At 56.7% G+C, this 24,111-nt stretch carries 12 protein-coding genes, 1 tRNA gene and 1 pseudogene; 6 read left to right on the forward strand and 8 right to left on the reverse strand.

What is annotated here, in order from left to right:
- Positions 1-200: 200 nt before the first annotated feature.
- A tRNA-Asp gene (locus H6G52_RS06955) sits at positions 201-274 on the reverse strand.
- Positions 275-604: 330 nt separating this feature from the next.
- Here H6G52_RS06955 and carB point away from each other — a divergent pair.
- Entirely contained in the window at positions 605-3,904 is a 3,300-nt protein-coding gene (carB, locus tag H6G52_RS06960) for a carbamoyl-phosphate synthase large subunit (protein ID WP_190527320.1), read from the forward strand.
- Between the two features lie 158 nt (positions 3,905-4,062).
- Here carB and H6G52_RS06965 read toward each other — a convergent pair whose 3' ends face one another.
- The 3 genes from H6G52_RS06965 to H6G52_RS06975 form a co-directional block, all read right to left on the reverse strand.
- Entirely contained in the window at positions 4,063-5,160 is a 1,098-nt protein-coding gene (locus tag H6G52_RS06965; RefSeq protein ID WP_190527322.1) for an alkene reductase, read from the reverse strand.
- A gap of 299 nt (positions 5,161-5,459) precedes the next feature.
- Positions 5,460-6,875 carry a mechanosensitive ion channel domain-containing protein gene (locus tag H6G52_RS06970; protein ID WP_190527324.1) on the reverse strand — a complete coding sequence of 472 codons (1,416 nt, stop codon included), beginning with the start codon at positions 6,873-6,875 and terminating at the stop codon, positions 5,460-5,462.
- Between the two features lie 125 nt (positions 6,876-7,000).
- A complete protein-coding gene (locus H6G52_RS06975; RefSeq protein ID WP_190527325.1) occupies positions 7,001-8,743 on the reverse strand; it encodes an ABC transporter ATP-binding protein in 1,743 nt (580 codons plus the stop codon).
- 437 nt (positions 8,744-9,180) lie between these two features.
- Between H6G52_RS06975 and H6G52_RS06980 the strand changes: the two genes are divergently transcribed.
- The 3 genes from H6G52_RS06980 (at position 9,181) to H6G52_RS06990 (ending at position 14,245) form a co-directional block, all read left to right on the forward strand.
- The gene (locus H6G52_RS06980) at positions 9,181-11,214 is read left to right on the forward strand and encodes a serine/threonine-protein kinase (RefSeq protein ID WP_190527327.1); all 2,034 of its coding nucleotides are present in this window, start codon (positions 9,181-9,183) and stop codon (positions 11,212-11,214) included.
- 294 nt (positions 11,215-11,508) lie between these two features.
- A complete protein-coding gene (locus H6G52_RS06985; RefSeq protein ID WP_190527329.1) occupies positions 11,509-13,545 on the forward strand; it encodes a serine/threonine-protein kinase in 2,037 nt (678 codons plus the stop codon).
- A gap of 40 nt (positions 13,546-13,585) precedes the next feature.
- A complete protein-coding gene (locus H6G52_RS06990) occupies positions 13,586-14,245 on the forward strand; it encodes a DUF3124 domain-containing protein (RefSeq protein WP_199312230.1) in 660 nt (219 codons plus the stop codon).
- Positions 14,246-14,342: 97 nt separating this feature from the next.
- On the opposite strand, the gene H6G52_RS06995 is transcribed toward H6G52_RS06990, so the two are convergent.
- The 4 genes and pseudogenes from H6G52_RS06995 to H6G52_RS07010 form a co-directional block, all read right to left on the reverse strand.
- Positions 14,343-15,389 (reverse strand): hypothetical protein, encoded by a 1,047-nt coding sequence (locus H6G52_RS06995; RefSeq protein ID WP_190527331.1) that lies wholly within the window; start codon positions 15,387-15,389, stop codon positions 14,343-14,345.
- Between the two features lie 140 nt (positions 15,390-15,529).
- A pseudogene (locus H6G52_RS07000) lies at positions 15,530-15,925 on the reverse strand (IS1 family transposase); the annotation flags it as partial.
- A 361-nt stretch (positions 15,926-16,286) separates the two neighbouring features.
- A complete protein-coding gene (locus H6G52_RS07005) occupies positions 16,287-17,969 on the reverse strand; it encodes an NAD(P)H-quinone oxidoreductase subunit 4 (protein WP_099533614.1) in 1,683 nt (560 codons plus the stop codon).
- Between the two features lie 467 nt (positions 17,970-18,436).
- Positions 18,437-21,409: a cation-translocating P-type ATPase gene (locus H6G52_RS07010; RefSeq protein WP_190527333.1), complete on the reverse strand. Its 2,973-nt coding sequence runs from the start codon at positions 21,407-21,409 to the stop codon at positions 18,437-18,439.
- A 233-nt stretch (positions 21,410-21,642) separates the two neighbouring features.
- Here H6G52_RS07010 and H6G52_RS07015 point away from each other — a divergent pair, with 233 nt between their 5' ends.
- Both H6G52_RS07015 and H6G52_RS18500 read left to right on the forward strand, forming a co-directional pair.
- The gene (locus H6G52_RS07015; RefSeq protein ID WP_190527457.1) at positions 21,643-22,782 is read left to right on the forward strand and encodes an ATP-binding protein; all 1,140 of its coding nucleotides are present in this window, start codon (positions 21,643-21,645) and stop codon (positions 22,780-22,782) included.
- Positions 22,783-22,926: 144 nt separating this feature from the next.
- A complete protein-coding gene (locus H6G52_RS18500; RefSeq protein ID WP_190527335.1) occupies positions 22,927-24,033 on the forward strand; it encodes a CIA30 family protein in 1,107 nt (368 codons plus the stop codon).
- Positions 24,034-24,111 lie beyond the last annotated feature (78 nt).

Below are 24,111 nucleotides of genomic sequence, written 5' to 3' on the forward strand. Positions count from 1 at the left end.
TGGCGATCGCCCGGGTTAGGGTTGGGAGACCCAACCCCTACGGCGATGGAAATGACGACAGGCCCTAAGGATCGATCGCACAGGATCGACCTGCCTGGTTGAGACTGAAGCAATAGAAGCAACATCAGTGACGATGTAGGTTCAATTCGGGTTCGGAGCTGACGCTCTTCGCTCTTTAGTCTTGAACTTTACCTTTTGAACGGGTCTGACGGGGCTCGAACCCGCAACTTCCGCCGTGACAGGGCGGTGCTCTAACCAATTGAACTACAGACCCAAATTGCTTTTTGGCTTTTGGAGCGCTTTCGTTTCGCGTCCCGCGCCTTCAGCGATATACATATTTGCGGATAAACCCGAATTTGTCAAACGTTTTTCTGAAATTTTCTAAAAAAATTTTCTGGGCGGTCTTCCAGAAGATTTTCTAAAAAACTTTTTCGCCCCTTTGGCCGCCGATCGCGGGCCTGGGGTAGGAACCCAAAGCGAAACCGGGCCGGAGAACAGTGCGCCCTAAACATTGACGGGACGATCGCACCTCGTACAATAGGCAGGATCTCGGGCCGGGCGGCCCGTGGTCGATCGAAATCGCTAGTCCCCTGGGATTGCCCTTATGCCCCGCCGCGACGACATTCGCAAGATTCTGCTCCTTGGTTCCGGCCCGATCGTGATTGGTCAGGCCTGCGAATTTGACTACTCCGGTACTCAGGCTTGTAAAGCGCTCCGGGCCGAAGGGTACGAGGTCGTGCTGGTGAACTCCAACCCAGCCACGATCATGACCGACCCAGAAATGGCCGATCGCACCTACATTGAGCCGCTCACCCCGGAAGTGGTTGAGAAAATCATCATTAAAGAGCGGCCCGATGCCTTGCTGCCCACCATGGGCGGCCAAACGGCCCTGAACATTGCCGTGGCCTTGGCCAAGAGCGGCGTGCTGGCTCGCTATGGTGTGGAGCTGATTGGGGCCAAGCTGGCGGCGATCGAAATGGCCGAAGACCGCAAGCTCTTTAAGGAAGCCATGGAGCGAATTGGCGTGGGCGTTTGCCCCTCGGGGTTGGCCAACTCCCTGGAAGAAGCCCGTGATGTGGCACGCCAAATTGGTTCCTACCCGCTGATTATTCGCCCGGCCTTCACCATGGGCGGCTCCGGCGGCGGCATTGCCTACAACCAAGAGGAATTTGAAGAAATTGCCCAGTCGGGTTTGGATGCCAGCCCCGTTTCACAAATTCTGATTGAGCAATCCTTGTTGGGTTGGAAGGAATACGAGCTGGAGGTGATGCGCGATCTGGCCGATAACGTGGTGATTATCTGCTCGATCGAGAACTTTGACCCGATGGGGGTGCATACGGGCGATTCGATCACCGTGGCTCCGGCCCAAACCCTCACCGATAAGGAATATCAGCGGCTGCGGGATGCTTCGATCAAGATCATCCGGGAAATTGGGGTGGAAACCGGCGGCTCCAATATTCAGTTTTCGGTAAACCCGGAAAACGGCGATGTGATCGTCATTGAAATGAATCCTCGGGTGTCGCGCAGCTCGGCTTTGGCTTCCAAGGCCACGGGCTTCCCGATCGCCAAGTTCGCCGCCAAGCTGGCCGTGGGCTACACCCTGGATGAAATTTCCAACGACATCACCCAAAAAACCCCGGCTTCCTTTGAACCGACGATCGATTACGTCGTCACCAAAATTCCCCGGTTTGCCTTCGAGAAATTCCCCGGCACTCCGGCCGTGCTGACCACCCAAATGAAATCCGTGGGTGAGGCAATGGCGATCGGGCGGACGTTCCAGGAATCCTTCCAAAAGGCCCTGCGATCGCTCGAAACGGGTCGGGCCGGTTGGGGCTGCGATCGGGATGAAAAAATTCCCAGCCTGGAACAGGTTCGATCGAGCCTGCGCACCCCCAGCCCGGAGCGCGTCTTTACCCTGCGCTATGCCATGCAGCTAGGCATGAGCGTGGAGGACATTTACGAACTGACCGGCGTTGATCCTTGGTTCCTGGATAAGCTGCAAGAAATTCTGGAAACCGAAAAGCTGCTGAAGCGCACGCCCTTAAAGGACATGAGCGCTGCAATTCTGCTGGCGGCCAAGCAACAGGGCTTCAGCGATCGACAAATTGCCTACGCCACCAAAACCAGCGAAGACGAAGTGCGGGCCTATCGCAAAGGCTTGGGCATTGTGCCGGTTTACAAAACCGTGGACACCTGCGCCGCCGAATTTGAAGCCTATACGCCCTACTACTACTCCGCCTATGAAACCAGCAGCCTGGTGTTGACCGGTGACGAAGCGGAAACCGTGGCGGCGGAAACGGAAACCCTGCCGAGCGATCGACAAAAGGTGATGATCCTGGGTGGCGGCCCCAACCGAATTGGCCAGGGGATTGAGTTTGACTATTGCTGTTGCCATGCTTCCTTTGCGCTGCAAGCGGATGGCTACGAAACAATCATGGTTAACTCCAACCCGGAAACGGTTTCCACGGACTACGACACCAGCGATCGGCTCTACTTTGAACCGCTGACCAAGGAAGATGTGCTGAACATCATCGAAGCGGAACGGCCCAAGGGTGTGATTGTGCAGTTTGGTGGTCAAACACCCCTGAAACTGTCGGTTCCGTTGTTGACGGCTTTGCAAAGCAACCCCGACCTGCCAACGGAAATTTGGGGAACTTCGCCCGACTCGATCGACATGGCCGAAGACCGGGAACGGTTTGAGCATGTGTTGCGGGAACTGAACATCATGCAGCCCCCCAACGGCATTGCTCGCAGCTATGGTGAAGCCCTGGATATTGCCCGGCGGATTGGCTATCCGGTGGTGGTGCGGCCCAGCTATGTGTTGGGCGGTCGAGCCATGGAGATTGTCTATTCCGATGCGGATCTGGAACGCTACATGACCGTGGCGGTGCAGGTGGAACCGGATCACCCAATCTTGATTGATAAGTATCTGGAAAACGCGATCGAGGTGGATGTGGATGCGATCGCCGACCACGGCGGCAACGTGACGATCGGCGGGATCATGGAACACATCGAGCAGGCCGGGATTCACTCCGGTGACTCCGCCTGCGCCATTCCCAGTTTCTCGCTGCCGGCCAGCGCCCTGGACACCATCCGTGGCTGGACGATCGACCTAGCCAAGTCCCTGAAGGTGGTGGGGCTGATGAATATTCAGTTCGCGGTGGTCACGGGCGACAATGGCCAACCCCAGGTGTATATCCTGGAAGCGAATCCCCGGGCCTCGCGGACGGTTCCCTTTGTCTCCAAGGCGATCGGGGTGCCCTTGGCCAAAATGGCCGTGCGGGTAATGTCTGGCAAAACCTTGGCCGAGCTGGACTTTGAACAGGAAGTGATCCCCGATCGCTTTGCCCTCAAGGAAGCGGTGTTGCCCTTTGAAAAATTCCCGGGCACCGATACGATTCTGGGGCCGGAAATGCGATCGACCGGGGAAGTGATGGGCGTGGATCCAGACTTTGGCACGGCCTTCGCCAAGGCAGCCCTGGGGGCGGGTCAACGGTTGCCCCTAGCCGGCACGGTGTTTGTGTCGGTCAACAGTCGCGACAAGGCGGCGATCGTGCCGGTGGTGAAGGAACTGCTGGACTTGGGTTTTGAAGTGCTGGCCACCGAAGGCACGCGCAAAGTGCTCCATGAGCATGGCCTCAAAGCCGTGCAATTGACCCTGAAGATCCATGAGGGCCGGCCCAACATTCGCGATGCGATCGTCAACGGTCAGGTGCAGTTGGTGATTAACACGCCCGCCGGGGAGCAAGCCCAGTTCGACGATCGAGCCATTCGGCGCACGGCCCTGGTCTACAAAGTGCCCATCATCACCACGATCGCCGGGGCCAAGGCCACAGCCGCCGCCATTCGATCGCTCCAATCCCAACCCCTAACCGTGAAATCCCTCCAGGAATATTTGGTTTAGGTCAAGTAAAGGCGGGGAGGATATCCAGCATTAAGAGGATATCGAGCATCAAACAGACAAGGGGCTTAAGCCCCTTGTTTTTTAGCGGAATTCCTTGATTTCCTCAGCTTTTTCAAGGAATTCCTAGCCTATTTCAGCGCTATGCAAGTCGAAGCGGCCTACGATGCTTGATAGGCGGGAAAATCCGCGTAGCCCTTTTCGTCAAAAGCGTACCAAACCTCCAACGGAGCTTCCGGAGCCAGGGGCCAATCATGGGCAAACCGCTCAACCAAGTCCGGGTTGCTGATGAAAGGTCGCCCAAAAGCAATCAAGTCTGCATTCCCCGACGCGATCGCCGCTTCTGCCGTTTCTTGGGTGTAGCCACAATTGCCCATCAAGGGGCCTGAAAATACCGATCGAAACTCGCTCAGGGTCATCGGTTCACCCAAGTTATGGAACCCAATTGCTAGGCCATCCATAACGTGCAAATAGCCCAAATTCAGTGCATTGAGCTGTTGCGCCGCGTAGGTAAAGGTTTCCCGATAATCCGGCGAACCCATATCGTTATAAATCCCATTGGGCGCAAGCCGAACCCCCACCCGATCGGACGGGAAAACTGTGATTACGGCTGCCACAATTTCGCTCAGAAACCGATAGCGATTTTCCAGGCTGCCACCGTAGCGATCGGTGCGTTGATTGGTTTTGGATTGCAGGAATTGATCAATCAAATAGCCATTGGCCGCGTGAATTTCCACCCCATCAAAACCCGCCGCCTTGGCTCGTTCGGCGGCCCGGCGATAGTCTTCCACCACTGCCGCCACCTCGTCGGTTTCCAGGGCGCGCGGGGTTTCGTAGGGGTGTTTGCCCGTGGGGGTGTGGATGTGGTCGTTGCTGATGGCGATCGCGGAGGCCGAAACCGGCAGCGACTCATCGGCGCGGAAACTGCTGTGGGAAGCGCGGCCACAGTGCCACAGTTGCAGGAAAATTTTGCTGTCCCGATCGTGTACTGCTTGGGTGACCTGTTTCCAGGCTTCCGTTTGAGCATCGTTGTAAATGCCGGGAGAGTTTTGCCAACCAATGCCCTGCTCAGAAACGACGGCGGCTTCGCTAATCAAAAGGCCAGCACTCGATCGCTGGGCATAATATTCCGCCATCAAGGCATTGGGCAGGCGCTCCACCCCTGCACGGGCGCGGGTTAGGGGAGCCAAAACCACGCGATTTTTGAGGGTTAAGTCACCAAACGTGAAAGGACTTAGAAGCTGAGGAGATGAACTCACAGAACGATTCCCAATGAATGGCAGAGTTAATAGTCGTGACTTTCAATCTAGCAAATTCATTAGGACTTGGGACTCCACTGGCAGATTAAATTGCGTTTAAGTATTTGGGTCTGAGCAAGGGCCCCTACGAACTCTTTGACCATAATTTAGCCCAAGAGACATTACTCACTGATCACATGAGCGTGAAAAACAATTTAAGATGCTTCCGTTGAAATCAAGACGGGAATTTAGTGAAAGATTTCGGTCAAAAATTTCAGTCAAAAATTTAAAAATATTCTGGATCAAATTTCAGGAAGCAATTAAGCAGACCAATGACTAACCCATTGGCGAAGTTGGTTTTGAAATCTAGCCATTAGGCTTTTCGGTTCGGAATCTTCCAAGAGGCCCGCTGTTTCTAGATGGTGGCGATAGCTTTCCAACACATCTTGACGATCGCCCATGGCCTGCGAAATCACCTCCAGCAAATGGGGATGGTTATTCAGAAGTAGTTGAAACCCATCACGGTGAATCAAAAAAAGTTCGGTCGGTTCCGCCGCTCGCATGGTGGTGGGATAAGGCACATTCAACATCAGCGGCAATTCACCAAAAAATTCACCCTCTGTGAAGGAAAACAACCGGCGGCTAATGCGTTGATTTTCAAAAATGGCTTCGATCGCCCCTTTCAAAACAATGCAAAATTCATGGGCCCCATCCCCTTGCTGATAAAGAATCTCGGCCGTTGTTAATTGCCGCCGGTAGCCTAATTGGATCAGAAACTCAATTTCCAGGGGGGTGAAACTTTGAAAGTAGTCGATCGATTGCAGTAGGTCTTTGAGGGGTTCGTTGGGAACAGTTGCCGGAGCGATCGCCCCGGCCTCGGCCGCTGAGGGTTCCGACTCGGCCGCAACCCAATGAGGAAGGGTTGGTGCAAGCTGAATCTGATGTTGTCGCAAACCATGGGCGATCGCAAAGTGGAGAGCACTGCGAATGCCAGCACGTTGATCAACGCGATCGACCCAGGCCCAAAGTTCCAAACTGATGCTGCCTTCTTGAAAGCCTTGAAACATCACCTTGGGTGGGGGCGATCGCAAAATCTGTGAGTGAGTAAAAGCCGCCGCCAGCAAAATTTCTGTCACGACTGAAAGATCGCTAGTCGGAACCACTTTTAAGGGAATTTCAATCCGGCTTCGGCAATCTTGATAACTCCAATTTTCAACCATTCGATTTGTTAATTCGCTGTTGGGCACAATTAATTCCGATCCACGAAACGTGCGAATCACAGTTGAACGAATCGAAATATCTTGGATATAGCCCAGCTTATTATTAAATTCAATCAAGTCCCCGACTTTGAGTTTTCGCTCACCCAACAGGGTCAAACCACTGGCCCAGTTTTTGGTTAATTCCTTCAGTCCCAAACCAATGCCAACACCTAGACCACTGACCACCAAAGCAAAGGACTCCAATTGTAATCCCATGGCTTGGAGTACCAGCACATAACCCAGAGCGCCCATGCTCCAGCTAAACAAAATAGCGACCGCTCCACGGGTTCCTTCGCTCATGCCCAAGCGTTTCAGGATGATGTTTTTCAGCAGTTGGCGCAGGCCTTTGGTGAATAGACTCACCAGCATCAGCAGCAACGCCACTTGAATCATCCACCCGATCGTGATCGGGGTGGTTCCCAACCTGAAAAGGGGAGCTTGTGTAATTTGCGACCAAGCAACTTGTAAAGCAGCCATGAAGACGTTCCCGATCGGGATTGGGTTGGGAAAGTGGCCAAATTCAGTATTCAGGAAGCATCGTTCAGGAAAGATTTTTCAAACCAAATTCTTCACCAGAACCCTTTCCCAAAAACTGCAACTCTTTATTCACGAAACTGGCGAGCATAGTAGGCGGCATAACGACCGTTTTGGGCCAGTAGCTGATCATGGCTGCCCGATTCGACAATTTGCCCTTTTTCAACCACCAAAATCCGATCGGCTCCACGCACGGTGGCCAGGCGGTGCGCAATAGTCAGGGTGGTGCGATCGCGCCGCAGTCGATCGAGCGCTTCCTGCACCAGGCTTTCGGATTCCGAATCGAGGGCGCTGGTGGCCTCATCCAAAATCAGAATTTTGGGATCTCGCAACACGGCCCGGGCGATCGCAATTCGCTGGCGCTGGCCGCCGGACAAGTTGGCTCCCCGTTCGCCCACCCAGGTGTTGTAGCCCTCGGAGAGTTGACTGATGAAATCGTGGGCGTTGGCAATTTGGGCGGCTCGTTCGATGGCGCTACGGCTGGCTTTGGGGTTTCCCAGGGCGATGTTGTGGGCGATCGAACCGGAAAAGAGGATCGTTTCTTGGGGCACGATCGCAATCTGTTGGCGCAGGCTGTTGAGGGTCACCTCTCGTAAATCGATGCCATCAATGCAAACCTGGCCCCCTTGGGGATCATAAAACCGCAGCAACAGATTGACGATCGTGCTTTTGCCCGCGCCGGAAGCCCCCACCAGGGCGATCGCCTCACCGGGCCGCACGGTCAGATCCAACCCTTGCAGCACCGGTTCCGCCGCGCTCGGGTAGGCAAACTCGATCGCGCGGAATTCCACCCGGCCGGTGATGGTGGGCAGGGGTTGCGCCCCGGGGCGATCGCGCACCGTCGGCGGCACGGCCAGCAGCTCAAACAGCCGATCGACCGAGGCCTCACTTTCCTTGAATTCGTTGTAATTGCTGGTGGTGATTGAAATGGGGTCAATCAACAGGGCCACAGCGGTCACGTAGCTAATGAACCCCGCGCCGGTTAAGTTGCCTTGGCCAATTTGCCAGCTTCCCAACCAAAACAACACCAACACGCTCATGGCTTCCAAAAAGCCCACAATCACAAACTGAGCCGCCTTCGCTTGGGCCGCTTGCAGTTTGGCGTGTCGGGCCGCTTCGGCCTCTTGCCGGAAGCGATCGAGTTCCGTGCGTTCGGCCCCAAAGGCTTGCACCAACCGAATTCCCGCCAAAATTTCCGCGATCGTGGCCGCCAATCCCGCAATTCGATCCTGGCTGCGGCGAGCAAAGCTCAACAGGCGATCCCCAAACCAAGCAATCAAAACCGCAATCAAGGGCGCGATCGCAAAGGTAGCCAAGGTTAACTGCCAGTTGAGATAGATCATGTATCCCAGCACCACCACCAGTTGCAGCACACAGGGCACAAATTGGTGAAACACCTTGCCCACCGCGTCTCCCACCCGATCGACATCGCCCGTGAGTCGATAGGCCAGGTCACCCGTTTGCGATCGCTCAAAATAGTCCAGGCTCAGGGTTTGTAAATGTCCATACAGCCGCACCCGTAGGGTCATGGCCACCCGCAAAGCCGCCTTGGCCATCAAGGTATCTTGGCCATACTGAAACGCGCCGCGCACCAGAAAAATCAGGGCTGCTAAGCCCGCCAATTGCAAAATTTTGTCTGGCTGACCCGTGCCGATCGGCTCGGCCAACTGCCCCGGCAACCAGGCCAACACCGGCCAAAAAGCCGTGAACCCCACCGTGCAGGCCAACGCCAGGGCGATCGTCTTGGACTCCGCGCGCACGAAGGGCCACAGTTGCCAATAGTGCGATCGCCCTTTGCCGGTTCGGGACATGGTTTACACCTGCTTTGTGGATAGAGCCAAAATGCTACCTGTTAATCAACCCCGAATCCCGATCGGGATCCAATCTCCTCCTGGGCCGATCCTCGCAATTGCCAGAATCGAAAGCAGGTTGGAAGGGGATTGGAAACGATCGATCTAGTCAACTTAAATGAATGCCCTAAGCATGGTCTAAAAAAGAATGGTCTAAAAATGGCTGATTCAAACGCTCCTTTGCAGTGAATCCCCCCATGGATCGTTAAAAAACATACCCATTCCTCCGAAGGATCCCCAAAGAGTTATGGTGTTAGCCGTCGTAGCCCTCGGGTGGGTGGTTTAAACTTGAAGCGTGCGACCATCCCGCGCGATCGCCCAATTTTGCCCCCGGATGCCGCTCGCTCCCTACAAACCCACTGCTTTGAACGCTGACACAGTAAACGCAGCCTGGCCCTATGGTGACGCTCTCAGTCGGTCAACTTCTCGACCGACGCTATCGGATCGTAGAAATCCTGTCGTCCGGAGCGTTCGGGCAAACTTACCTGGCTGCGGACTTGCGCCGACCGGGCTTGCCCCACTGCATCGTGCGGCAATTCCAATTCCCCAGTAAAAATTCCAAAGCGCTGCAAGTGGTGCAGTTGCTGTTTAAGAAAAAAGCAGAAACCCTCGAAAAGCTGGGCACTCACGATCGAATCCCGCAGCTTTTGGCCTGCTTTGAGCAGGAGGGACAACTTTTTTTCATTGAGGAACTGATCCAGGGGCAAACCATCGCCGAGGAGCTGAAGGCCAATCAGCCCCAACCGGAAGAGTATGTGGTGCGTTTCCTGCAAGATACGCTGGAAGTGCTGGATTTTGTCCACAAAAACGGGGTCATTCACCGTAATTTGCGGCCCGAAACCCTGATTCGCCGCACGATCGATGGGCGAATTGTCCCGATCGAGTTTGGCTTGATTCAAGAAATTGCCAATCCCTCAGCCCGGGCTGATGCGATCACGCCGCCCCCTTCGCCGGATTCGGTGGTTTACATGTCGCCGGAACAGTTGCAGGGAAACCCGCTCTACAACAGCGATCTCTACGCGGTGGGGATGATTTGCGTCCAAGCCCTGACTGGGTTGTCGCCCAATGCCCTGCCCAAACCCAAAGACAACAATGGCGATCGCCCGCCCCATTTGGATTGGCCCAACCACGGGCAAATTAACCCCGGACTGATTTCCCTAATTGAGCGGCTGATTTCTCCCTACTTCGATCGCCGCTATCAGTCGGCCGCCGATGCCCTGCGGGATTTGCAGGAACTCTATGGCCTGTCCATGGGCAGCGGGGTGAATCTCAGCGGCGCGGGCATGAGCGGCCTGCGGGCCCGGCTGGCCAGCAGCAGCCAAAACTCCCCCGCCCACAGCGAGGCCCAGGAAGCGGCCAAACGCCGTTGGCCCGATCGCCGGTTGTGGTTGGGGGTGGCGATCGCGGTGGTGGGTTTGGGGTTTGGGGCCTTGTTGTTGGCGGGGCCCCTGCGATCGCGCTATTGGGTCGATCGCGGCAGTGACCAACTGAAGGCCGAAAACTTGGAAGAGGCGATCGCCAACTACAGCCAAGCCCTCCAGGTGGATGCCAACAATGCGGAAGCGCTCTACCGACGGGGAGCCGCCTATGAGGAAATTGGGGAATATCAAAAGGCGATCGCGGATTTAGATCGGGCCATTCGCCTGCGGCCCAAACATGCCCCCAGCTATTTCCAACGGGCCAACGCCCGCTACCGTCTCAGCGATGCCCGCGCCGCGATCGAGGACTACGATCGGGCCCTGACCTACGACCCCAACTTGGTGCAGGCTTATCTGAACCGGGGCAACGTTCGGGGCGACATTGGCGACGACAAAGGGGCGATCAAGGACTACAACCGTGTGATTGCGGCCAAGGGAGTGCCGGCCCGCCTCCTGGCCCCCGCCTATCTGAATCGGGGCCTATCGCGATCGAACCTGGATGACCAACAGGGGGCGATCGACGATGCCACCAAAGCAATTCAACTCAACCCCAGCTATGCCCTGGCCTACCAAAACCGCGGCCTAGCCCATCGGCGGGCCGGTAACCTCCAGGCCGCCCTTCAGGACTTCAACATTGCGATCCAACTACAACCAGACGACCCAGACCCCTACTACAATCGGGGGCTAACCCGTTGGGATTTGGGCGAAGTGGAAGGCACGATCGAAGACTTCAACAAGGCGATCGAGCTGCGGCCAGAACATGCCCTGGTTTATTACGATCGGGGCGTGGCTCGGCTCAAGCAGGGCGACCAAACCGGCGCACTCACCGACTTCCAACAATCGGCCAAGCTGTGCATCGACGAAGGCCGTTTGGGTTGTTACCGTGATGCCCAGTACCAAATCCAACAGATCCAAGCGGGCAAACTGCCCACCGATCTCAAATTGTCCGATGAGGAAGAACCCGAAGCCCCACCACCCGAACCCAGCCCCGCCGCCAGCCCGCCGCCCTCCTAGTCACGCGGCCGGCTTGTTTTCATCGGCCAAGCTATAGGTCAAGCCATCGGTCAAGCCATAGATTGAGTTAATTAAGTTAAATGACTGTTCCCGTTACCCGATCGTTAGGCAGCAAAGGGCTTCAGCCCCCCGGGATTGCGACTAACTCCGCAATCTGCGCCCAACGAATTAGACCTATCGCGCGACTAGGCGCGGCCATCCATTCACCTGCTGGGGTCTGTCTCACCCTCTAATTCCCCAGACCTCGTTTCTGGATCATTTAACCCGTTGTTTTTGCCCCATCCCTAACTGAACTTGGCCCCCAACACCCCACCTTCTCCTCCACCTCCGGGCGATCGACCTCCCAAATCATCCCTAGGCAAGGATCCTATTACCATCGGCCAACTGCTGGATAAGCGCTATCGCATCTTGCAAGTGCTTGGCTCCGGAGCCTTTGGCAAAACCTACCTGGCTGCGGATCTTCGCCGGCCGGGCTATCCCCAATGTGTGGTGAAGCAACTGCGCCTGTTGCGTCCCAACCCCACCGCCGCCAAAAACGCCCACCGTCTCTTTCAGCGGGAGGCGGAAATGTTGCAACGGTTAGGAACCCATCCCCAAATTCCCCGCCTGTTGGCTTTTTTTGAAGAAAACGAGCAGTTTTATCTCGTCAAGGAATTTGCACCGGGCCACCCCCTCTCGCGGGAATTGGTGGTGGGGGAACCGCTCCCGGAGCAACGGGTGATTTCCATGGTGGCGGAAATTCTGGAAATTTTGTCCTTTGTCCATGGCAACCGGGTGATTCACCGGGACATCAAACCTGCCAACTTAATCCGCCGCAGCGCTGACGGCCGGTTGGTGTTGATTGACTTTGGTTCCGTGAAGGAAATTTTGCAAACCGATGGGGAATCGGCCGCCGCCCGCACGATCGCGGCGGGTACTCCGGCCTACATGCCGATCGAGCAGTTTTATGGCAATCCCCAGTTCAACAGCGATATCTATGCCGTCGGGGCGATCGCGATTCAGGCCTTAGGGGGCTTTTCTTCGGAGGAATTGCAGGCCCTGCGCGGATCCCAGGAGCCGGTGAGCGGCCGTTTGAATTGGCGGGCCAGCATTTCCGTCAGCACGGCGTTTGGAACCGTCCTCGATAAGATGGTGCATCCTTCCTATCAACAGCGCTACGCCAGCGCCGAGGAAGTGTTGATGGATCTGTTGCCGTTGATGGGCGGGAATGTTGGCGAGTCCATCACCACCGCCGCCGAGGAAGAACTGGGCAACTCCATTCCTTGGGCTGAATGGTGGCGACGTTGGTGGCCTTGGGGGTTGGGGTTGTTGGGCACGGTGGTGGGGCTGGCGACCCTGTGGCAGTCGGGGTTGCCCCAGTTGGCCATTGCCCAGATGATTTTGTCGCGCTGGTCTCAAGTGCCTACGGGATTGGTGATGAACCAAAATGCGTCCCCCTCGGATTTGGTGGGGATTGCGCGGATGTTGGAGGGAAAAACTCCGGCTCCCGATCGCACCTGGGACTACAGCAAGGCCATCCACGACGCAACCCAAGCGCTGGTTTGGTCCGCCAGCAGTTCCGCCTATTTTTTGCGCGGCGTGGCCTACTACAACAGCGGCAACTGGAATGCGGCGTTGGCCGACTTAAACCAAGCCTTGCAGCTCGAAGCCAGTGACGCGATCGCCCGTACCTATCTGGCGGCCACGCAAGATCGCCTGGGCGATTTGCAAAGTGCTCTGGCCAGCTACGATCGAGCCATTCAAGACAATGGCAAGTTGAGTGCGGCCCACTTGGGTCGGGGGTTTGTGCGGTTGCAACTGAGCGATGCAAAAGGGGCGATCGCGGACTTTGATAAAGTGCTGTCTCAGCAGTCCAGTTGGTCGGCGGCTTACCGTGGTCGGGCCTTGGCCAAAATGCTGGCGGGCGACTCCGAAGGGGCGATCACCGACAGTTCCCAAGCCATTCGGCTCGATCCCAACAACGCCAGGGCCTATCAGGTGCGGGGACGTACTCACTTTGCCAGCGGCAATCTGCCCTCAGCCCTGGCCGATTTGACGGTGGCCATTCGTTTAGACAGCAAAGATCCGGAAAGCTACTACTACCGCGCCCTCACTCGCCAGTCCCTGGGGGAACCCCAAGGCACACTCAGCGATCTGAACCAGGCGATCGCCCTGGACGATCGCTATGCCATGGCCTATCAACAGCGGGGATTGGTGCAGGTGGGCTTGGGGAACCGGGCCCCGGCGGCGGCGGATTTTCGGCAGGCGGCCAAGCTCTGTCTTGATCGGGGGCAACTGGATTGTTATGACGCAGCCCGCCGTGAGCTAGAGAAATTGCAGGCCATGCCTTAAGGGCTGTTCTCTAGGTTATTCTCCAACCCCCCATACCCTCATGCTGTCGATCGGGAAAATCATCGGGAACCCATGGCTCGGGCAAGCCGCCAGCCGCATCCGGCCAACCGGACTGATGGGCGCGGTGGCGGGCCTGTTGGTGGGTTGCCAAGCGCCCCCATCGCCTTCTCTGTCTTCGTCGTCCGTGCCGGCCGGTTCGCCCCCGGTACAACCCTTGACGCGTATCACCCAATCCGGCGGCGGCATTGCGATCGCGCCCGATCGCCTGGCCGTCAGCACCGGTCAGGTCATCTTGGTGCCAGCCTACTCTCATGTGTATTACGGCGATCGGCAGGATGAATTCCTGCTGAGTGTCACCCTCAGTATTCGCAACACCAGCCTCACGGAGTCGATTGTGGTGCGATCGGTGCGGTATTACGACTCCCAAGGCAAGCTGATCAAGCAATATGCCAGCAGTGCCTTGAAGTTGCCGCCCTTAGCAAGCACAGAATTTTTCATTCCCCAAACCGATCGCAGCGGTGGTTCCAGCGCCAGTTTTGTGGTGGAGTGGGTCGCGGAGCAAAAACAGGTTACGGCCCCGATCGTGGAAGCGATTATGCTCAGCACCAGTTTTCAGCAGGGCGTTTCATTCACCAGTTCTGGCCGCGTAGTTCAAGAGCTTTCGGCCCCACCAGCCGCCCGATCGCCCAATTCGCAGTGATGACAAGGGGGCACATCTGGTTGCACCGTGGGGCGGTTCAGCGAGCAAAATCCTGCTTTAGGAACCATGTTGCGGCCGCCGGAGCCAGGGCTGAGAACTACGGGGATCCTAAAGATTGCAGGGAAATGAACGCGATCGCCATGCCTAAATCCTCGTCATCGGTGGCCAACAACAGGCGAGTGGCGTTCGGCTCCGAAGCCAGGGCGATCGCTTCAATTTTGTGGTTGCCCGCTTGGATTAGATTTTGCGGGCGATCGACCGGCTGCCAAACCCATTGACCCTCAACCCAAGTCAGCGACCCCACCCAATATAGGGCCGACTGAAAAGGGCCCCGATCACCGCCATCAATGGTGGCCAGACCCAACAGGCGACCATCGGCCAAATACACCAAATCCGAGAGCGATCGCTGGGTGGCCAAATCCAAGGGGCCGGTCACGGGGGTGCTGCCTTGTAGCGCGATCGCGTTGCTGGCCGGGTCAAACCAACCCCAATGGAGGGTGGCGGGGCGGCCCTGGCCACCGCGATCGGCAAACAGGATCACCAGGCGATCGCCCCAGCGCACAATCCGCAGAGTTTCAATGTCGCGATCGGGTTCCGGGGTTGGGGGCAAGTTAAAAACCGCCCGAACGGTCAGTTCACCGGCCAGTGATCGGGGGTCTGGCTTCAGGAAAACATCGGCGATCGAGGAACCATTCTCCAACGCCGACAACCGATAGGCTCGTCCGCGACTGGTCACGGCCAGATAGTCCCCGGTTCCGGGAATGGCGCTGATGGCTTCGAGGTCGATCGGCAGTTCGGCATCGGGGGGCCAAGCGAGGGACGATCGGCCCCGGGGCGGTCGATCGCCCCATTGCACCTGACTGAGCCGATAAAGCGCCGTGCGGGCCCGATCTCCCTTGGTGTCGTGAACCGCCAAAAAGAACTCTTGATCGCCATCGGATCCCTGCCAGGCCAGGCCACTGATGCCCGAGGAGCGAGCAACATCGAGTTCTGTCCAGCGCAGGAGCAGAGGACTACGGGCCCACAGGGGGGCGTTGACCAGGCCGATCGCCCCGATGGTCACCAGCAACAGCAGCGCCCATCGGCGAATTCGGCGCACAAGGGTTGAGAGTCGAGAACGGAGCGGCGTGAGATCTGGCAGCATTCGGAGCAAAATCGACAGCGATCGATCGACTGGGGAGCAGCTTCCCTAGTTTGACCGATGGACTGAAGCGGTTGCCAGTTTATACTAATTTCCCAAAATTTTGAGACAGAATAGAGGCCACACTCTTATTCCCGAGAGCTTCAAGTTGGTAATGCTAAGCGCCAGTTACGTAGCAAATCAATCGTTCCATTTACCCTAAACTTGGCAAACAAAGCTATGGTCAAATCGACCATATGCACTGACTTAGAGACCACTTTGGTTCTCCGATGAAATCGAGCAAACCAATGACGATTATCTGAGTTGTTTCTCTCAAGGGCTATTGTTTCCTGTTTGCTGATTACATGGAAAGCCTCAGGGTGTTTGTCCAAGAGTTGTTGATACGGCTTCCAATCATCGGTGCAATATACCGTCACCTGCCACTTTGATAATCGCTTCAGCAAACGACTTAGAGTTTGACGATCACGATTTCCCAATTCCCCGTCGATGAGTCGCCCAGTATTACGGTCATATGCTTTCCAGATCCATACTTTGTTTTTTGTGCATCTGCTCAGTGGGCTGATTGCCTACTGTCATCAGCCCAAGAAACCGTCCCTCGATTTGGCGGCGCTGGGAATTGAGCTGCCTGCTTAACCCGAACTGACGTTAATCCAGGCTTATGAGTCTGGATGCGGCTTGAAAAGATAGCTTGCCAGGGAGTCGATCGGCTCCCTTTTTTGATCTGTATTTTTTCGATCTGTAATTTTTTTGGGGCTGTATTTTTGCGGATCTGGTAACTGAATCGGGGGCGATCGACCATCCTCTTGAGATAGCGATCGCCCCCGATCGAAGTCTATTCAGTTAACCAAATGAATTGACCGAGCGGCGAAACCGGGCATTTTCCAACCCGGTTCCACTGCCCTATTCCGCCAGCGTCGGAGCCTGAGCCACCTTCTGGGCGATCGACCGTTGGAACAGACCCTGGGCAAAGAACTCAGGATTGGCCTTCGCGATCGTGTAAGACTCCCGCACCTGCGAGTTCACGGCCACCGTCTTCACGTCATAGACCTTCGTGGCCAGTTGCGGATACACCCCGATCGCCACGATCGGAATCAGGAACGCCATCGAAATGGCCACCTCACGCTTCCGGGCATCCCGGAACACGGCCTGATCCGGCAACACGCAATCGGTACCGAAACAAACTGCGCCTTCCACATCCTGGTTTTGCAAGCCCGCATTGCCCACCTCGCAAGCCAGATCCGCACTCGTGCCGTAAAACACCTGACGCAGCATCGACAGCAGATAAATCGGCGTGAGAATCACACCCACCGCGGCCAAGAACACCGTCACCGTGCAGAACGTGGAGCTATAGATATCGCTGCTGGTGAACCCAACAAACACCGCCAGCTCACTGGCAAAACCGCTCATCCCCGGCAGCGCCAAGGAAGCCAGCGCCCCCGCCGTGAACAGCGCAAACACCTTCGGCATCAGTTGACCCATGCCGCGCATTTGATCCATCGCCAGGGTGTGGGTGCGGTCATAGGTCACACCCGCCAAGAAGAACAGCAGTGCTGCAATCAGACCATGGGACAGCATTTGCAGCATTGCACCGCTGACTCCCAAGTCGGTGAACGAAGCGATGCCCAGCAACACAAAGCCCATGTGCGACACGGACGAATAGGCCAAGCGGCGCTTCATATTCGTTTGGGCAAAGGAAGCAAAAGCACCATAAATGATGTTCACCACCCCCAGAATGGCTAGTACCGGTGCAAAGTAGATGTGGGCATCGGACAGCAATTCCAGATTCAGGCGAATCAACCCATAGCCGCCCATTTTCAACAGCACACCCGCCAGAATCATGGACACGGGTGCAGAAGCTTCCCCGTGGGCATCCGGCAACCAAGTGTGCATGGGGAAAATGGCTAGCTTGACCCCGAATGCAATCAACAAACCCGCATAGAGCAACAGTTCCAAGCCCAAGGAATAGTTCTTGAGGGCCAAGTCTGCGATGTCAAAGGTGACGGGGCCGTCGCCGGACAGGGCCAAGGCCAAACCAGCAACCAAGATAAAGATCGAAGCGGCAGCGGTGTAAATCAGAAACTTGGTGGCGGCGTAGCGGCGCTTTTGACCGCCCCAAATGGAAACCAGTAGATACACCGGAACCAGTTCCAATTCCCACTGAATGAAGAGCAGCAGCAGGTCTTGGGCCACGAACACCCCGATTTGGGCTGCATAGAGCACCAACATCAGGAAATAGAACAGCCGGGGCTTGCGATCAACCTGCCAGGAGGCCCACATGGCCAACGTGGTGACGAATCCAGCCAACAGAACAAGGGGCATCGAGATGCCGTCAACGGAGACGGCCCAGCTAAAGCCGATTTGCGGTAGCCAGGGATATTTTTCAACCAGTTGGAAGCTGGAGTTGCTGGAGTCGTAGTGCGTCCAGAACGTATAGACCATCAATAGAAAGTCCAATACGCCGACGCTGAGTGCGAACCAGCGGACGGTTTTGCCGTTGCGATCGGGGAGGAGGGGAATCAGGAAGGCCGCGATCAGCGGAAACAGAATGATCGCGGTCAGCCAGGGAAAATGATCCGCCATGATGGTGGTGAGCAAGAATACTTACTGCCTTATGGATGTTGCTATTCTACTGACTTCGTAAAGCGTTATTCATAAATCTTTTTTGCTGTAAGTAAAGAATTAAAAATGGGAATTTTGGGCAATTGTTGCCAAAAATCCTGCTATGGAGCCATTTGGGTGTTCAAGATTGCTGACGAGATGATGATCAGGAATGTCAGTGATTGGCCATGAATTGATAAAGAAATCTAAACTTTCAGTTCAGCAGACCTGAAGACTGGCTCGATCGCGTTACATTTAGCAATCTTTTGATCACCGGCCGCTGTCTTCAGGGAGGTGATTCTGTTCGCGGCGATCGCGCTTTGGGCCTCGATCGCCACCAGCCATCAAAAAGCCATTAAAAACAAGCCATAAAAAAGGGGAGCGATCGCCCCCCATCATGCTCATGCCAGTGATTTCAGTAATTTCACTGCTTGCGGCTGAATGCCGATCGCCTAGCGCTTGTTCCAGAACCAACGGAGGAACAGCTTTTCGCCCTCAATCCAAACCACAATCAGGGCGCTGAAGCCAAGACAAACCAGCAGTTCCGTGAAATCTAACGCCGAAGTGCCAAAGAAAGATTGCAGCGGCGGCAGGTAAACCAACGCCAGTTGCAACAGCGTGGTGAGCGTCACCGACCAGAGCACATAGGGATTGGAGAACATATTCATTTCCACAATCAGCTTCGTGTCCGATCGCACGGCCAAAGCGTGGCCCATCTGGGCAATGCAAAGGCTCGTGAAGACCATGGTTTTCCAGCTTTCGGGGTGGTCAGTTCCTTGGGCATAGTTATAGGACCAAACCATGAGAACGATGGTGACCACCGCAAACACAATCCCGATCCGCACCATGTAGGCCCCCAATCCACGCGCGAAGATGCCTTCGTGGGGGGCATGGGGTGGCCGCTGCATCACGTCCGGGGAAGCGGGTTCCATTGCCAGAGCCAAGGCCGGCAACCCATCGGTGACCAAGTTCATCCACAGAATTTGCAGGGGCGTGAGGGGCACCAAATCGCCACCCACCTGGGAAATGGGGATGATCAGAGGAGCGCTGGCGATCGTTAGCACTTCACCGATGTTGGAGCCGAGGATGTATTTCACGAAGCGGCGAATGTTGTCATAAACAACGCGGCCTTCTTCAGTGGCGGCAACGATCGTGGCGAAGTTGTCATCCAGCAGCACCATGTCACTGGCTTCTTTGCTGGCATCAGTGCCGGTGATACCCATGGCGATGCCGATGTTGGCCTGTTTGAGGGCGGGCGCGTCGTTCACGCCGTCGCCGGTCATGGCGGCGATTTTGCCTTGGTGTTGCAGGGCTTTCACAATCCGCAGCTTGTGTTCTGGGGAAACGCGGGCATAGACAGAAACGCGGCCCACGGCTTCTTCCAGTTCCCCTTGGGTCATCCTTTCCAGTTCCGTGCCGGTCAAGACCCGATCGCCCTCGGCGGAAATGCCCAACTCCTGGGCGATCGCTTTGGCGGTCAGTTGGTGGTCACCGGTAATCATCATTGGGCGAATGCCAGCCATGCGACAGCGGGCCACGGCTTCATTCACTTCCGGGCGCGGCGCGTCCATCATGCCCACCAATCCGAGCCAAATTAGGTTCTGTTCAGGGTCGGTGGCGGAGCCGTTCGGTTCCGGTGAATGATTGTTGGCTTCGGGGGGCAGTTGATCCAAGGGTTTGTAGGCCAAGCCCAAGACCCGTAGTCCTTTGCTGGCCAGTTGGTTATTGCGCTCCAAAATGTCGGCTCGATCGGCTGGGGTCAGGGGACGGGCCTCAACACCGCTTTGGACGCGATCGCACCGTTCCAGCAACAATTCTGGCGATCCCTTGCTGGCCATCAAAACCTTGGCGGGGCCGGTGATGGCTGTCAACGACAGGGGCCCGGCCTGATCGGTGCGCACAAACACGCTCATCCGTTTGCGATCGGACGAAAACGGAATTTCAGCGGCGCGGGGATAGCGCTTCGTCCACTCTTCTTGGCTCAGGTTGCCTTTGCCGGCCAGGGCCAACAGCCCTCCTTCGGTGGGGTCACCAATGATCATCCAAGGCGACTTGCCCCGATCGGTCACGGTTTTGTCGCACTGCAAGATGGCATCGTTACAGAGCACGCAGGCCGACAGCAGCAAATATACGTCCGGCGCTTCCTGGGCCAAGGTTTCGGCGGCGATCGGCTCACCCACTGGGCCCGTCCCATCCACCGGTTGCAGAGAGCCGAAGGGTTCGTATCCTTGGCCCGTGACCCGCACGGAGCGATCGCACAGTTCCAGGGCCTGCACAATCATCTTGTTTTGGGTCAGCGTCCCGGTTTTGTCGGAACAAATGGTGGTGACTGAGCCAAGGGTTTCCACGGCCGGTAGCTTGCGAATCAAGGCATGGCGGCGCACCATCCGCTGCGTTCCCAAGGCCAGCGTCACGGTAATCACGGCGGGCAATCCTTCCGGAACCACGGCCACCGCCATACTGAGGGACACTTCCAACAGCTTGCGGAAGTTTTCCCAGCCCAGGGCAAAGGTTCCACCCACCACCACCAGCACCACCAACACCATGGAGCCGGTGACCAGGGCCTTGCCCAACTGCTCCATCCGCTGTTGCAGGGGGGTTTCTTCCGCTTCCACGGACTGGATCATGGTGGCAATTTTGCCCAGCTCCGTCCGCATCCCGGTTTCCGTAACCAGCACCTTGCCGCGGCCCTGAAGCACTTCCGTGCCTTGAAACACCAGGTTGAGACGATCGCCCAGGGACGTTTCCGGATCCAGGGTCAAATTCACCTGCTTATCCACCGCATGGGCTTCCCCGGTCAAGGCGGCTTCTTGAATTTGCAGATTGGCCAGTTCCAGAATTCGGCCATCGGCGGCCACCTGGTTTCCGGCTTCAATCAACATCACATCGCCGGGAACCAGTTCCTTGGCATCCACTTCCAAGATTTGCTGATCTCGCTGCACCCGAACTCGGGGGGATGACAATTTTTTGAGGGCGGATAGGGCTTTTTCGGCCCGACTCTCCTGCAAATAGCCCAACGTGCCGTTCAAAATCACGATCACAAAGATGGCCAAGGCATCCTTGGGAAAGGGAAATTTGCCCTGTTGGAAGCCTTCCGCCAAGCTGAGGTTGGCCTGTTGGGTGCTTTGCCAACCTTCAAACAAATCCAGGCCGGCGGACACGAAGGCAACCCCGATCAGCATCAGCAACATGATGTCGCCAAACTGACCCAACAGAATTTCCCAAACGCTGCGGCCACCGCCGTCATCAAGTTCGTTGGGCCCGTATTGGGCCAGCCGATCGCGCACTTCGGCGGAACTGAGGCCGGTTTCGGGTCGGGCTTGCAACTGCTCGATCGCGGCTTGTGGATCCAGGGAATGCCAGGCCACGGGCTTGGCTGCCGCCGCGTTGGGGGTGGCCGTGCGGGCAGGAGAGTCAATAGTCATAGATCTGGAGGGGGTGGGTGACCAAACCCGATCGCTCTAGTGGGATGGTGGGCGATCGCGGGGTTTGGGATCAGAAAATTTGCAAATGGGCTTTGGTCGCGTTGGTCGCTAAAAATTGCGATCCCCTAAGGCGAGATGAGTCAGCGGGATCGGCTGGCACTATTATATAGTGCTATCAGGATCGCAATCGATCTTGATTGAAGTCCGTCACTGGTTTGGCTGAGGTTGTGAAAATGGTCATCCTTTCGCCCGTGGCGGCTGCGAATGCATTTCCCGATCGCCCCCCGCTGAATCCCTTTATTCCGCCCTATTTGGTGGGCCGCGTGAGCGATCGGGAGCAGTTGTGTCAAATTCTGCAAGCGGATGGCGACGTGCTGTTGGCCGGAGTGCCGGGCATTGGTCGGCGCACCCTTTTGACCTATGCGGCCGCCAGCTTGGGGGCCCAAGTCATGGAAATTGATTGCTTGCGGGCCGTGAGTCCGGAGCGATTGGTGGACTGCTTGGCCACGGGTATTTTGCAAGCCTGCCGCCAAGAACGGGAGCGCCAAACCCTGCAACGGTGGGCCGAAACCATGGGGGCCGCCATCCGCTGGGGTCATCGGCCGGAACTGCGGTTGCCGCCCACGGCCGATCGATGGGCGAGTTTTCAATCTTTGCTGGCCTTGCCCCAACAGTTAGCCGATGGGCTGAACTATCGGGTGGTGATGGTTTTGGCAAACTTACCCCACCTTAGGTCATGGGATCGTGACGGGCGCTGGGAGCAATATTTGCGGGCCGAAATTCAGCGACAAACCCGAGTGAGCTATGCCCTGATTGCGACAACGGCCGATGAGTGGGTCACCGATCACAATTTGGCAATTTTGTTGCTGCCTCCCCTGTCGGCGGCGGAGTTGGAACCCTGGTTGCGGGAACGGAGCGATCGGCTGGGGTTGCATTGGACTCCAGAGGCGATTCGACGGTTTGCCCTGAATGCGGGGGGACATTTTGGCGAGTCGATCGCCCTGGCCCGGCGAATTTGGCTTGATGTGTTGGCGGGGCAACGGGGCCGATCGATGGCGACCCCGGTGGCGATTACGGCGGAGCAGGTCGATCGCGCGGCGATCGGGTTAGTGGAGGACTTGTCGGCCACGTTTGAATCCTTGCTGTTGTTGCTGCCTGATTCCCAAGTGCGGCTGTTGGAAAGTTTGGCGTTGGATCCGACCGATCGCCCCCATGCGCGGGAATATGTCCAAAAGCACCGCCTTTCGCGGGGGGGCGGCCTGCAAGGGGCCCTGGCCAGCTTGCAACAAAAGGGCTTGGTTTACGGGCCCGATTTGGGATATCGGGTGGCTTTGCCGCTCATGGCCCTTTGGTTGCGCCATCGATTGGGCTAAATCACGGCCCATGGTTCCGCAAAGCATTGGGGAAAATCATTAGGATCAATACAGTTCACAGGATCAATCAGTCCACTGCATCGAGTCTTTTCCTAAATCGTTTCCAATTGTTTCCTAAATCGTTGATTCACCCCACGCAAACCAATGGCAACTTGGGCATTTGATCGATTCGTCAGCACCCTGCGCTATTTTGGGGTGTTTCCCGTGATTGGTGATTTTGGTTGGGTACAAAAACTGATGGGGACACAGGCCAAGGTGGATTGGATGGAACCGTCTTTAGCCCAGACTGCGCGCCCGATCGCCCTGGTGTGGGGGGCCTGTGGGGATGTGGGCCGGCGGGTGGTGCGCTTGCTCCTGCAACGGAACTATCAGGTTTGGGCCTTGGGAGTCGATCGGGCCCGGCTCCCGGCCGATCCCCAACTCCATTGGCTGACCCTTGAGCAATGGGCTGAAGCGCCGATCGAACAGGCGGCGGCAATTCTGATTTTTGGAGCGGCGGCCCCCGAAGCCTGGGTCGATCGCGCGGCTCAAGCGACCCGAGCGCCCCAACGATCGCCGCAAATGGTTTGTGACTTTCGGCAACCCAGCCCCGAACTGGCCCAAGTTTGGGGGGCGATCGACGATGTGGTGATGGGCGGAGTCAGCAGCAGCGATCTGCGTCTGTTTAATGGGTATGGCCTGTTTGCGGGCAATGTTTCCACCGACAATTCCGGGGGGTTCGCCTCCATTCGCACCCGCAATTTTCAGGAACCGATTAATCTGTTGGCCTTTGAGGGGTTGGAATTGCGCATTAAGGGTGATGGCCAACGCTACAAGCTGATTTTGCGCGCGGAATCCCGCTGGGACGGCATTGGCTACTGCGCCTCTTTTGATACGGTCTACAACATTTGGCAAACGGTGCGCATTCCTTTCCGAACCTTGCGGCCGGTGTTTCGGGCCCGTACCTTGACCGATGCTCCCGGGTTTGATGCCCGAGCCTTGCGGGCCGTGCAGTTGATGTTGAGCAAGTTTGAATATGACGGGGATTTGAACCCCAAATTCAAGGCCGGTGGGTTTTCCCTGGCGATCGAAACCATCACCGCCTATGGCCAAGCAACGCCCTCGCGCTGGATCCTCTGCGATGCTGCGCCGGAGTTTGTGGACTATTGGCAAGGGAGCGGTCTGAACGGCCAGGTCTTGGCAATGCCTGAGTCGATCGACCCGGCCCAAGCGGAGCAGCTCGCCCAAACTTGTCTTCAGGCTGTTGATTAACCCCTAAAATAGCCAACGTCCTCGTAGGCACTCCCGATCGACTACGATCGGGCCATGCTCACTTTTCCTAGCGCCATC

The organism is Limnothrix sp. FACHB-881 (assembly GCF_014698135.1).
Classification (GTDB): Bacteria; Cyanobacteriota; Cyanobacteriia; order CACIAM-69d; family CACIAM-69d; genus CACIAM-69d.

Coding starts and splice junctions, on each gene's coding strand:
- carB (WP_190527320.1), top strand. CDS start 605: ATGCCCCGCCGCGACGACATTCGCAAGATTCTGCTCCTTGGTTCCGGC.
- H6G52_RS06970 (WP_190527324.1), bottom strand. CDS start 6,875: ATGGCTGCTTTACAAGTTGCTTGGTCGCAAATTACACAAGCTCCCCTT.
- H6G52_RS06975 (WP_190527325.1), bottom strand. CDS start 8,743: ATGTCCCGAACCGGCAAAGGGCGATCGCACTATTGGCAACTGTGGCCC.
- H6G52_RS06980 (WP_190527327.1), top strand. CDS start 9,181: ATGGTGACGCTCTCAGTCGGTCAACTTCTCGACCGACGCTATCGGATC.
- H6G52_RS06990 (WP_199312230.1), top strand. CDS start 13,586: ATGCTGTCGATCGGGAAAATCATCGGGAACCCATGGCTCGGGCAAGCC.
- H6G52_RS06995 (WP_190527331.1), bottom strand. CDS start 15,389: ATGCTGCCAGATCTCACGCCGCTCCGTTCTCGACTCTCAACCCTTGTG.
- H6G52_RS07010 (WP_190527333.1), bottom strand. CDS start 21,409: ATGACTATTGACTCTCCTGCCCGCACGGCCACCCCCAACGCGGCGGCA.
- H6G52_RS07015 (WP_190527457.1), top strand. CDS start 21,643: ATGGTCATCCTTTCGCCCGTGGCGGCTGCGAATGCATTTCCCGATCGC.
- H6G52_RS18500 (WP_190527335.1), top strand. CDS start 22,927: ATGGCAACTTGGGCATTTGATCGATTCGTCAGCACCCTGCGCTATTTT.